We start from the raw sequence: 12,292 nt of genomic DNA on the forward strand, positions 1-12,292 counted from the left end.
TACCTTACATCGTTGTATTCTTGAACAAATGCGACCTTGTAGACGACGAAGAGCTTCTTGAGCTGGTTGAAATGGAAGTTCGTGAACTTCTTTCTACTTATGACTTCCCGGGCGATGACACTCCAGTGATCCGCGGTTCTGCACTTGCTGCACTTAACGGTGAAGCTGGTCAGTATGGCGAAGACGCTGTTGTTGCGCTGGTTGAAGCACTTGACTCTTACATTCCAGAGCCAGAGCGTGCAATCGACCTTCCATTCCTTATGCCAATTGAAGATGTATTCTCAATCTCTGGTCGTGGTACAGTAGTAACTGGCCGTGTAGAGACTGGTATTGTTAAAGTAGGCGAATCAGTTGAAATCGTTGGTATCCGTGATACTCAAGTAACTACAGTTACTGGTGTTGAAATGTTCCGTAAATTGCTTGACGAAGGTCGTGCAGGCGAGAACTGTGGTGTTCTTCTACGTGGTACTAAGCGTGAAGACGTACAACGTGGTCAAGTATTGACTAAACCAGGTGCGATCAAGCCACACACTAAATTCGATGCGGAAGTATACGTACTTTCTAAAGAAGAAGGTGGTCGTCACACTCCATTCCTTAACGGTTACCGTCCACAGTTCTACTTCCGTACTACGGACGTAACTGGTGCGATCGCGCTTAAAGAAGGCGTTGAAATGGTTATGCCTGGTGACAACGTTGAGATGTCAGTAGAGCTAATCCACCCAATCGCAATGGACCCAGGTCTACGTTTTGCGATCCGTGAAGGTGGTCGTACAGTGGGTGCTGGTGTAGTTGCTAAAGTAACTGCATAATCACTGATTGTGTAAAAAAAGCGCCTCTTTGAGGCGTTTTTTTTGTCTGGATTTTTGTCAGACAATCACTCATGAGTGTCCTTAACTGATAGTGCGATGACCTAAACTGCACTTATTTATACGATAAAAATCAATAAAACTAGGCTCAATAAAACGAATAATAGATTCAGGCAGCTGTGCTTGAAAGGAGCCTACAATGAACGTAAAAGTAAAAATTTCAGAGCGTGCTGGTGCAAGCTTTCCTGTTCGTCGTATGAATTTTGATTTTGATCATGTCCCGGAATACTGGATGCATGGATCAGCCGGTTTAACGCATTTTATGACCGCCTTATCTGCACTGTTTCCGGCAGGTGAAAAGTTCTTTATCGATAGCGTTCGGGCCGTGCGTCAGCATCCAGCGATCAAAGATAATGCAGAATTGCAAAAAGAAATTTCTGCCTTTATTGGTCAAGAAGCTATGCACACGCATGAACATGTCGGTTTTAATGCCTCCGCACAGCGCTATGGACATGATGTCGAGACACTGGATCATTATACCGATCAGGTGATTCAGACCACGCGTAAAGTCATGGCCAAACTGCTGAAGCCAGTTGGCATTAGCCAAGAAATGGTGGATTTGACTGCAACCACAGCACTGGAACATTTTACCGCGACCATCGCAACGCAGTTGTTAAGTAACGCTCATATCCAGGAACTGATGACTGATAAAACCATGAAAAATATGTGGATGTGGCATGCGATTGAAGAAAATGAACATAAGGCAGTGGCTTATGATGTCTTCGAAGGGGTTTTTGGCAAAGGCCTAAAAGCCTATGCGCTACGGACCTCATCTTTGGTCATTTCGATGGCAACCTTAGCTGTTGTACAAAGCTATTTTCTGGCACGTTTACTCAAGCAGGACAATCAATTGAATTTGGAATCGCTGAAATCGATATATACCTACGCGTATAGCCCATCAAAAGGGGTAATTACGGGCATGGGTCGTGAAATGTTAATGTACTTTAAACCTGGCTTTCATCCAAATGCTCATGATACACATGGCCTGTTAACAGTCTGGAAAGCCAAACTCGGACTTGAATAGGACTGAAAATTAAAGAGCGATTGAAATTGCTCTTTTTTTTACTCGATTTTTTGCATGAAGTTTCTATAATGCGGAAGTTAATTCTATATAAGATGAACGAAGATGATTCGTTTAATGCAAGCAGCGGATGTAGCAGCCGTTGCAAAGATTGAAAAATCTGTTCAATCACATCCCTGGACTTTAAAACAGTTTGAAGATGCGGTGACTGCTTATCAAAGTACCGTGATCGAGCAGCAAGGGCAGGTGCTGGGATTTTGTATTTTACAACCGGTGCTGGATGAAGCCAATTTACTGCTTATGGCAATTGATCCGGCCCAGCAAGGTCAGGGCTTGGGTTATCAATTATTGGATGCCTCAGTCGCCATGCTGAAAAATAATCCGGTGCAGATTTTCCTGGAAGTGCGCGAAACTAATATTGCTGCCATCAAGCTTTATGAGAAGTCAGGCTTTCATCAGATTGATTTACGCAAAAATTATTATCCGGGTTCAAACGGAACACGCGAACATGCCATCATTATGGTCAAGGCATGTACGGATGACTTTGCTAGCCTGTTCAAATAGAAACTGACGACCTTATTTAATAATCTGGTGATTCCATCCGCTGGGTAAGGTCGTCATCAATGAGTTTCCCAGGTGCTGAATCTCCAGCTCACTCAGCGCACGGTTTAAACGTCGCCATTGGCCATCAATCAAGAGTTCTAGCGGCAGATACTGAGATTTATAATTCATCTTGTTGGAGTGTGGCACCCAATAACCGAGGTAGATGAATTGCAAGCCAAGTTTTTGCGCATGTTCAATCTGCTTCAAGATTGCAAATGCACCGAGAGAGCGGCGATTTTCATCTGGATCGAAGAAGGTATATACAGCCGAGATGCCATCATCTAGCAAGTCGCAGGTGGAAACACTGATCAAGCGATCATCCAGCCATAATTCTAAAAAGAAGCTATCCGTACAACTTTGCAATAAAAACTTTTCGAACTGATCGCGACTCGGGGGGAACATGTCCCCATCTGCGTGGCGTTCATTGATATAGCGTTCATACAGCGCATAATGCGTATCACCGGCCTGCTCTGGACTGGTAATTTTCACCCGAAGATCCTGATTGCGTTTCCAGGCTTTTTTTTGTGAACTGTTCATGGAAAATTCAGCCACTGGCACACGTGAAGATAAGCATTGACGACACAGATGACATTCCGGACGATAAACAAAATCGCCACTGCGCCGGAAACCGGTGCGCGACAGTTCTGACAGGGTCAGTACATCAATGCGATGCGCAGGATCCAGAAAAACCATACGTGCCGACTTATTGGGCAAGTAGCTGCAATCGTGCGGCGGCGTAATATAATACTGTAAATCGTTCAGTAGGGACTTTGGCTGATAAGAGTTCATAACAAGTACCCTCTGTTATTTTCATTCACTGAGTCGCGTGTTTTGCGCTATTGTTTTACTTGAAAATACACCCTCTTGATACTTTTTCCAATCGATAGCAGGCTGTTTTACAACATCTTGTAACGAATTAAGATAGTCTTGGCGAGAAAGTGTACAGGCACCCAGGCTTAAAAGATGGTCATTGACCAACTGGCAGTCAATCCAGGGCAGCTTATTTTCCTGCCCAATCAGCATTAAAGTATAAAAAGCCATTTTAGAAACATCGGTCTGCGTACTAAACATGGACTCACCAAAACAACCCTGTCCAATCGTTACACCATAAAGCCCACCTACAATGCGATTTTCATCCCAGATCTCAATACTATAGCCATATCCGGCATCGAACATGTCGCAGTATCCTGCGATAATATCTTCACTGATCCAGGTATCTTCTGCATAAGCACGCGGCAATGAGCAGGAACGAATCACCCTTTCAAAAGCATGATTGACCGTGATTTGATAATCCCATTTTTTCATATTGCGGATCAGGGATTTACTTGGATGATAATCATGGGGCCGAATAATGCAGCGCGGTTCCGGACTCCACCAGCAAATAGGTTCTCCCTCAGAAAACCAGGGAAATAAGCCATGGGTATAGGCTTCAAAAAGTGTGGAAGGGGAGAGGTCAGCACCAATACAAATCAGTCCTTCACCTTCAGGATCAACCTCGACCGGATTGGGAAAAATGTATTCTGAGGGAGGAAGTAAAGACATGGCAGACCCGACATAAATCTATAGATAAATCATAAGCTAATTCTAGCAATAAAAAAGCCGCCCATAATGGACGGCATTTTTATTCTTGCTGCTTAGTCTAGTTTGCCCATCGCATCAAGATATTTTTCTGCATCGAGTGCAGCCATACAGCCTGAACCCGCAGAAGTAATGGCTTGACGGTAAATGCTGTCCGCAATATCACCTGCTGCAAATACACCCGCTACGGAAGTTTGGGTTGCATTACCTGCAGTACCGCTTTGCACCTGGATATAACCGTCACGAAGCTCTAACTGGCCTTCGAACATGGTGCTATTTGGCTTATGACCGATCGCCACGAACATACCCGTCACATCAACGTTTTGAGTAGAGTCATCTTGAGTTGATTTAAGACGAACCGAGGTCACGCCAGATTGCGCATCACCGAGTACTTCATCGACCTGATGGTTCCAGATAATGCTGATCTTGCCTTCTTTTTCTTTGGCAAATAAATGATCTTGCAAGATTTTTTCAGAACGTAATGAATCACGGCGATGAACCAGAGTCACATGCGAAGCGATATTGGATAAGTATAAGGCTTCTTCAACAGCGGTGTTACCACCACCCACAACCATGACTTTCTGGTTTTTGTAGAAGAAACCATCACAAGTGGCGCAAGCGCTGACGCCTTGACCCATAAAGGCAGCTTCAGATTCAAGACCTAAATATTGAGCTGTTGCACCGGTACAGATGATTAAAGCATCACAGGTAAATTCGTCCATATCGCCTTTCAATACGAAAGGGCGCTGGTTTAGATCTACTTCATTGATATGGTCATACACGATTTCAGTGCCAAAGCGCTCTGCATGCGCCTGCATACGCTCCATCAATGCTGGACCGGTTAAGCCTTCAGGATCACCGGGCCAGTTATCCACGTCCGTGGTCGTGGTCAATTGGCCGCCCAGTTGCAAACCGGCAATGAGGGTTGGTTTTAGGTTTGCACGCGCTGCATAGACTGCTGCGCTGTAGCCTGCGGGGCCAGAACCTAAAATAATCAGTCGTGAGTGACGTGCGCTCATCAGCTGTATCCTTTTTTATTTAGAAATTTATTGAATTATACGTGAAACTGTATAACAGTGGGGTGAGATTAAAGTCGATATTATTGATCATTGAAATCGATTTGGGCTATATATAATAAGTACACAGTGTGCTTGCACAATAGTGCATCTTTTTTCACAGAACAGGTGCATAATATGCCTTTTATTGCGTCGCTTTTTTCAAGCATTGAAGCAAAAGAATATTCATGAAGAATTGGTTACAGGACAGTATATGACAGCGGTGTCGAGTGCCTATGCACAGCGCTTAGTAATGACATTATTTTTAGTCTCATTTGGGATTTATCTGTTTCTTGCAACAGTGACCTATACGCCATTTGATCCGGGATGGATGCATATCTCTAGTGATACGCAGACCGTTTCGAATGCCAGTGGGGTTGCGGGTGCCTGGATTGCAGACCTTTTGTTTGGCTTTCTCGGTTGGGCAAGCCTGCTGATTCCTGTCTATCTGTTTATGGAAGCGGTTCAGGTCTGGTGGCCACGTAGCTTCCTGAACCGGCCATTCCGCTATGCTGCGCAATTCTTCCTGTTATTGACCACGTCAGCACTGCTGTTTTTATTCTGGCAAGTGCCTGCCGATACGCTGGATAACTCTTCCGGCGGTATTATTGGCTATGAATTAGGCCAGAGTTTAGAACAGTTGCTGACGGTATATGGTGCTGCATTCTTCCTGTTGGTATTTTGGGTGATGTTATTTACACTGGCCTTTGGGGTGAAGTGGAACAAGACCTGGAGCAGTCTCAAAGCAACACCGGCTTATTTACAGGATCTGTTCTATCGCAATATCCCTGAAGGTATGTCCGATTTTGACCGGACTGCGCCTGTGGTTAAAAAAGAGCCAGTGAATGCTGCGAAGAAAATGGTCGCAGTAACCCCTGCACCTGAGCATGAACTGGTAGACATCGATCCGGTAGTGCGTGATCAGGTTGCTGAACGCTTATTTGATGATTTTGCTGATAAAGAATCGCAGCAGCCACAGTTACATGACGATATTCCTGAGGCTGTACAGCAGGCTCCTGAGCCAGTCGAGACATTGAAGCAAGCACCGCAAGTGCCGCAACAGCCAGACCGCGTCGTGGCAACAGGCGAAGTATGGCGTGCCTTACATTCCAGTGAAGATCAGCGCCATAAACAGGATATTGATGCATTACTTAAAGCTGCCGAAGAAGAGCAGCATAGTGCTCCAGCCTCACACTTGGCGGTTTCTCAAGCTGTGCCGTCTCAACATGTTCAAGCCAGAACAGCGCCTGCTACGCATACTGGGCTGGACTGGGATGATGATGAAATCTTTGATGAACTTCTGGCTGCCGTTCCACAAGGGAAAACGGCGACAGATGTGCATAGTCCATTTAATGCTGCGCCTGCTGCAAACCCCCAGAGCTTTGCCGAAGAAGTTACAAGCGCGGCGCCGGTTCTGGCATCTGTCGCAACAGCACATGCAGTCAAAAATAGTGCATTGCAAGCCGATCTGGATGACTTGGGTGATTTGCTGATTGAAGAAGATGAGCCAAGACCAAGCCAACCGGTACGCAGCTCTAACTATGCGCAATCTTCTGCTTTTGTACAGGCCCCGATTCAGCATCAAGTTATAGCACAACCGGTATCTGATTCTTCTGCAACTCATGCCGCAGTACGCGAGGCTTTATCTAAAGAAGAATTTGTAGAAGCCTGGCAAGAAACGGCTGGAAAACCACAAGATGAAGACGAGTTTGATTTTGATGCACCTTTAACTGATGCTTCAGGCCGTCCGATGTCACGTGCGATGCAGGTGGCTGAGCGCCGTAAAGATTTATCGCCTCTTCCGGGTCTGGACCTGCTGGATGAAGTCGATCCGAATAAAAAAGTGAATTTCACTGAAGAACAATTGTCGCGTTTATCTGAACTGCTTGAAATCAAGCTGCAGGAATTCAATGTCAAAGCCAAGGTGGTTGAAGCACAGCCGGGCCCAGTGGTGACACGTTTTGAACTGGATCTGGCGCCGGGTGTGAAGGCCTCTAAAGTCACTAATATTTCCCGAGATTTGGCACGCTCGATGTCGATGGCATCGGTACGTGTGGTTGAAGTGATTCCCGGTAAACCGTATATCGGGATTGAAGTGCCAAATAGCAGCCGTGAAATGGTACGTTTGATCGAGCTTCTGACCATTCCAGCCTTCACTGATCCGAACAGCATTCTTTCGATGGCAATGGGTAAGGATATTTCCGGTAATCCGGTAATTGCTGACTTGGGCAAGGCACCGCATATGCTGGTGGCGGGTACCACGGGTTCAGGTAAGTCGGTGGCAGTCAACTCGATGATTCTATCGATGTTGCTCAAATACAGCCCTGAACAGTTGCGTTTGATTCTGATCGATCCAAAGCAGCTGGAACTGGCCAACTATAATGATATTCCACATTTATTGACGCCAGTCGTCACCGATATGAAAGATGCAGTCAACGCATTAAATTGGTGTGTCAATGAAATGGAACGTCGCTATAAACTGATGTCTTTCCTGAAAATTCGTAAACTCAGTGACTATAACCGCAAGGTCGAAGAAGCGATTGCCAATGGTGAAGACCTGATCGATCCAACCTGGAAGGCCAGCGATTCAGTGGTGGGTGAGCGTGCACCGCGTTTAACGCCGTTGCCTTCGATTGTGATTGTCGCGGATGAATTTGCTGACATGATCATGCAGGTCGGTAAAAAAGCTGAAGAAATGATTACGCGTCTGGCACAAAAATCCCGTGCGGCCGGTATTCACTTGCTGCTTGCCACTCAGCGTCCATCGGTGGATGTGATCACCGGTTTAATCAAAGCCAATATTCCGACCCGTGTAGCACTGCGTGTCAACTCAAAAATTGACTCACGTACTATTCTGGATGCAGGCGGTGCAGAAGACTTGCTCGGTCATGGTGATATGCTCTTCCTGGGGCCTGGTAAAATTGAGCCTGAGCGTGTGCATGGTGCCTTTATTGCCGATGATGAAGTGAACCGGATTTGTGATGCATGGCGTGAACGTGGTGCGCCCAATTATGTCGATGAAATCCTGACGCCGTATGATGAGGAATCATCAAATCGCGGTTTTGAAGAGGGTGGAGAGGGTGGCCCAGATCGAGATGCACTGTATGATCAGTGCGTAGCATTTGTACTCGAAACCCGTAAGGCTTCAACATCTTCGCTACAGCGTAAATTTAGTCTGGGGTATAACCGTGCTGCGCGGATCATTGACCAGATGGAAGAGAATGGTATTGTCAGTGGCATGGGGGCCAATGGTAAACGCGAGATTCTAGTTTAAGTTTCTTTATACTGAACCATAAAAAAGCCTGCAATTGCAGGCTTTTTTAATACGGTAGCTAAAATCAGGCAAACTTTGCCAATACCGCCAAGAACTCGGCACTTTGACGCGGGAAGGTGGCAATCACGTCATGAATGCGTTGCCCTTCAGGATTGGTTGCATTGACATCACGGCCATCAGCGACAAATTTCGTCAACAGGCGTTCATAATCAAATGGACGCATATGCTTGAAAGCATGATAAAGCACGTGAAAGTCAGCATTTACACCTGCAGGAGGAAGCTGATTCAGGTAGGCAAATACACGTTCATCTGACCATTCTTCGTTAAAGGTCGCTGGTTGAGATAATGCCATCGCAATTTCCTTGATCTAATGTAGTTTTTTCGGCATGAAAAAAGGCAAAATTTGTATGAGCAAGAGACAGTGTCTTTTGAGCTGACTCTGTCTACTAGAAACATTGTTTCTAGTCTTGTGATTGAGTAAATCCTTAAAAGCCGTGCTTTAATTTACTGATCCAGTCCACTCAAAGCTTAGCTTCTCGTCTTGCGGCTGGGCAAAGTAGTATTTTACGACCAGCCCACTCAAAGCTTAGCTTCTCGTCTTGCGGCCGGGTAAAGCAGTATTTACGACCAGCCCACTCGAAGCTTAGCTTCTCGTCTTGCGGCTGGGTAAAGCAGTATTTACGACCAGCCCACTCGAAGCCTAGCTTCTCGTCTTGCGGCCGGGTAAAGCCGTGCTTTACTAATCCGGCCTCATATTTTGCCTTGAATCAATTTGCTTGACCAATCAAAAATCAGATTATCGTTCTTCAGGTAAATTGATATTCATCTCAAGCATTTCAATATTGGCTTCAGAACGTACCGACATTTGAATATGCTGCTCATCGACACCACGTACATAGCGATTGACCACTTGCATGATTTCTGTCTTCATCTGATCAATTTTGTCCTGGCTCAAGCGACGACCCAAGCCTTGTTCGGAAGCAACGATAACCTTCAAACGGTCTTTAGCAGTCCGTGCGCTTGATGGTTTATCCTCGCCACTAAAAAGTTTACTCCAGAATCCTGCCATGTCTACGCTCCAAATAGTCGTGCTAACCAGCCCTTAGGTTTTACCTCGATATGACGGTAAGGACGTTCTTCGCCAAGGAAACGTGCTACGAGGTCATCATAAGCCTGACCTGCTGCAGCCTCAGTAAAAAGAATCACCGGCTTACCTTCGTTCGATGCCTGTAAAACACTTGGACACTCAGGAATAACGCCCAAGGTCGGTACACGTAAAATATCTTTAGAAATATCGTCAATCGTCAGCATTTCCTGTTTATCGGCACGTTCCGGGTTGAAACGGGTAATACACAGATGCTTACGAATGCGACCTTCGTTTTGTTCTACTTTTTTAGTTTTACTGTCAAGCATGCCAATGATACGGTCAGAGTCACGTACTGATGAAATCTCAGGATTGGTGACAATGATGGCTTCATCCGCATGGTACATGGCCAAAATAGCACCACGTTCAATACCGGCAGGTGAATCACAGATAATGTAATCAAATTCCTGCGAAAGTTCATCCATTACACGAGCAACACCTTCATCTGTTAAGGCATCTTTATCACGTGTTTGTGATGCAGGTAAAATATATAAATTTTCAATATCTTTATCGCGAATCAGTGCTTGCTGTAATCGTGCTTCGTTATTTAAAACATTCACAAAATCATAAACTACACGGCGTTCACAGCCCATAATCAAATCAAGGTTACGTAAACCTACATCGAAATCGATCACAACAGTTTTGTGACCGCGTAGGGCTAAACCTGTTGCAAAAGATGCACTTGTTGTAGTTTTACCTACACCACCTTTGCCTGACGTTACGACAACAATTTTCGCCACCGAATCCACTCCTGTTATGGTTCAAATCCCCTGTTTAAAATGGGGTTTTTGGTATTTATTTATACATTAAAATTGTAGAGCTTCAAATACAAGCTCTTGTTGATCATTCAAGTAAATATGCACTGATTTCTTAACGACATGCGGGGGAATATCATCCGCTACGCAATAGGTTCCCGCAATCGAGATCAGTTCTGCTTCAAGGCTGTGACAGAAAATACGAGCTGCCGTATTCCCCCCGACACCTGCAATGACACGACCACGTGCGCTGCCATACACATGGATATTGCCTGAAGCAATCAGTTCTGAACCACTGTTGATGCCGGCATTGATAATAATGTCGCCATTATGCTGCACAATACATTGGCCCGTCCGCAGAATTTCATCATGATATGAGGTCACATGCGCAACGATCGGGGCAGCAGCTGCCTGATCATCACTTGTCGCTGCTTCTGGCTTAACTTCTACCACCTGTTCTTTCGTGGCTTTCACTTCTTCTAACTGGCGATCGGGTGGCAAAACCGGGAACTGAATGGAACGCGCCTGATCACCCAGTAAACCCTCAGTCACGGCCATTGGCTGTACATCTAAGTCGATTAACAGCTGAATCAGGGCAATCAGTTCCTGTTCAACTGAACTTTCAATGACGGCCAAAGTGCCAGATGGGAATGCAGCTTGTAATTTTGGGCTAAGTTGCTGGCGGATGGCATCATGATCATTGGTATCTAAGCTAATGCGTATTGCATTGACCATTCTGCCTTTTATCCGTATATCAGCCATAATTCTTCCTTAAATACTTCTGACTTGCTGGTTTTATGTCGAAGCAATGTTGTAAATAGTGCAAATCCTAGAACAAATTGGCGTAATTCTCTAGCGATCTCAGTTATTTTTTTATGCCAACAGAACCGGATGATTTTATCTGGTTCTGCACTTTAAATGTTATCTATCTATTGAGCGCTGATTTTGCTCATGTTCTTCTAAAATCTGTTGCCACTGTTTGACTTTCACCTGTTTTTGGATCGCTTCAAGTGTTTCAAAAACAGCCGATTCGACCAATTTATCAATATGTGGATTATGTTCAATCTGAATCTGGCTGATTTTATCTGAAATTAGGGTAAAAGTCGGATTTTCTTTTTGGCCGGTATGAGTAAAGGGATCAATCAGACCTTGGGTGATATTTTCCCCTAGACGTTGGCCAATACTTTGAATTTGTTGTTCAATCCGGCTACCGACAAGTGGAATTAATCGCAATAACTGGGTCAGTTCCGGGGTGTCTTCAATGGCTTGATTGACTACTTGCCCGACATTTTTAGCAATCATGGAACGTTGTGCCTGCAACTCTTTACCCAAAGATTCCTGCAAGATGTCTGCCAAGGCAACTGCCAGTAATTTACGATGATGTTCTACCAAATCATCAATCAATTTTTTATGTGATGTACTGGTGCTGAGTTCACGCTTAATACCGTCCAGTACAGTCAGCACCACACGGCTGGAAAGTTCTTCCATGAGCATGTTGTAATAAAAATTGCCTTGACGATACCAGCGCTCGGGAATGACTTTATAACCGTGACTATGCAAGTTATAGCCAATCGCGACCGCACGTAACAGACGCAGAAAGCGCAGTTGTGGAATAATGGAGAGAATTTCATACCAATGTACGAATGGAAAAAACCACCAGCGCCGATGATGGCGCTGAACAATGGCAATGCCCCAACGTGCCAGTAATTCACAGATCAGGAAGGTGGTAAACCAGCCCTCAGTAATGACCACCCAAGGGCGTAAATCACTTTTATAAAACTGCAAGATTTCCGGTAAACGAATGAAGTCAAACAACCATTGACCAAAATCGCTCATTAAAATGGCATTGGCACTGAGACAAAATAGATTAATGATGATTAAGACCATCATAAAAATGTCGTAAATCAGTGCAACTTTCCAGCCCCAGGTGCCTTTACGAATAAACTTAAATGAGCTAGAGGTGATGTCGGGGTTGTCGTTCTTCATAGTTACTCAG

General features: G+C 45.0%; 12 protein-coding genes. 4 read left to right on the forward strand and 8 right to left on the reverse strand.

Annotated features, from left to right (window positions below; translation table 11 throughout):
* The 3 genes from FTU44_RS13500 to rimI all read left to right on the forward strand — a co-directional run.
* Positions 1-809: elongation factor Tu (locus tag FTU44_RS13500; protein WP_180000122.1), on the forward strand; the 809-nt coding region annotated here is incomplete at its 5' end.
* Between the two features lie 196 nt (positions 810-1,005).
* Complete coding sequence (locus FTU44_RS13505; protein ID WP_180051113.1) at positions 1,006-1,890, forward strand: metal-dependent hydrolase; 885 nt, start codon at positions 1,006-1,008, stop codon at positions 1,888-1,890.
* A 102-nt stretch (positions 1,891-1,992) separates the two neighbouring features.
* A complete protein-coding gene (gene rimI, locus FTU44_RS13510) occupies positions 1,993-2,451 on the forward strand; it encodes a ribosomal protein S18-alanine N-acetyltransferase (protein WP_005096020.1) in 459 nt (152 codons plus the stop codon).
* Between the two features lie 12 nt (positions 2,452-2,463).
* Here the strand turns inward: rimI and FTU44_RS13515 are convergent, their stop codons facing one another.
* From FTU44_RS13515 to trxB, 3 genes are all read right to left on the reverse strand, one after another.
* The gene (locus tag FTU44_RS13515) at positions 2,464-3,279 is read right to left on the reverse strand and encodes an arginyltransferase (RefSeq protein WP_005096022.1); all 816 of its coding nucleotides are present in this window, start codon (positions 3,277-3,279) and stop codon (positions 2,464-2,466) included.
* Positions 3,280-3,300: 21 nt separating this feature from the next.
* Positions 3,301-4,032 carry a leucyl/phenylalanyl-tRNA--protein transferase gene (gene aat / locus FTU44_RS13520; RefSeq protein WP_180051116.1) on the reverse strand — a complete coding sequence of 244 codons (732 nt, stop codon included), beginning with the start codon at positions 4,030-4,032 and terminating at the stop codon, positions 3,301-3,303.
* A gap of 92 nt (positions 4,033-4,124) precedes the next feature.
* Positions 4,125-5,087, reverse strand: a complete 963-nt coding sequence (trxB, locus tag FTU44_RS13525) for a thioredoxin-disulfide reductase (RefSeq protein WP_180051119.1) — start codon at positions 5,085-5,087, stop codon at positions 4,125-4,127.
* Positions 5,088-5,337: 250 nt separating this feature from the next.
* On the opposite strand from trxB, the gene FTU44_RS13530 reads away from it, so the two are divergent.
* A complete protein-coding gene (locus tag FTU44_RS13530; protein ID WP_180051122.1) occupies positions 5,338-8,397 on the forward strand; it encodes a DNA translocase FtsK in 3,060 nt (1,019 codons plus the stop codon).
* Positions 8,398-8,461: 64 nt separating this feature from the next.
* On the opposite strand, the gene FTU44_RS13535 is transcribed toward FTU44_RS13530, so the two are convergent.
* The 5 genes from FTU44_RS13535 to FTU44_RS13555 form a co-directional block, all read right to left on the reverse strand.
* Complete coding sequence (locus tag FTU44_RS13535; protein WP_005096030.1) at positions 8,462-8,749, reverse strand: PA4642 family protein; 288 nt, start codon at positions 8,747-8,749, stop codon at positions 8,462-8,464.
* Positions 8,750-9,193: 444 nt separating this feature from the next.
* Complete coding sequence (gene minE / locus FTU44_RS13540) at positions 9,194-9,466, reverse strand: cell division topological specificity factor MinE (protein ID WP_005096032.1); 273 nt, start codon at positions 9,464-9,466, stop codon at positions 9,194-9,196.
* A 2-nt stretch (positions 9,467-9,468) separates the two neighbouring features.
* Positions 9,469-10,281: a septum site-determining protein MinD gene (minD, locus tag FTU44_RS13545; protein WP_005096033.1), complete on the reverse strand. Its 813-nt coding sequence runs from the start codon at positions 10,279-10,281 to the stop codon at positions 9,469-9,471.
* 66 nt (positions 10,282-10,347) lie between these two features.
* On the reverse strand, positions 10,348-11,058 hold the full coding sequence (gene minC, locus FTU44_RS13550; protein ID WP_005096035.1) for a septum site-determining protein MinC: 711 nt from the start codon (positions 11,056-11,058) through the stop codon (positions 10,348-10,350).
* A gap of 159 nt (positions 11,059-11,217) precedes the next feature.
* A complete protein-coding gene (locus tag FTU44_RS13555; RefSeq protein WP_005172337.1) occupies positions 11,218-12,282 on the reverse strand; it encodes a hypothetical protein in 1,065 nt (354 codons plus the stop codon).
* Positions 12,283-12,292: the final 10 nt, after the last annotated feature.

Source organism: Acinetobacter sp. YH12105 (assembly GCF_013419095.1).
Lineage (GTDB): Bacteria > Pseudomonadota > Gammaproteobacteria > Pseudomonadales > Moraxellaceae > Acinetobacter > Acinetobacter pseudolwoffii.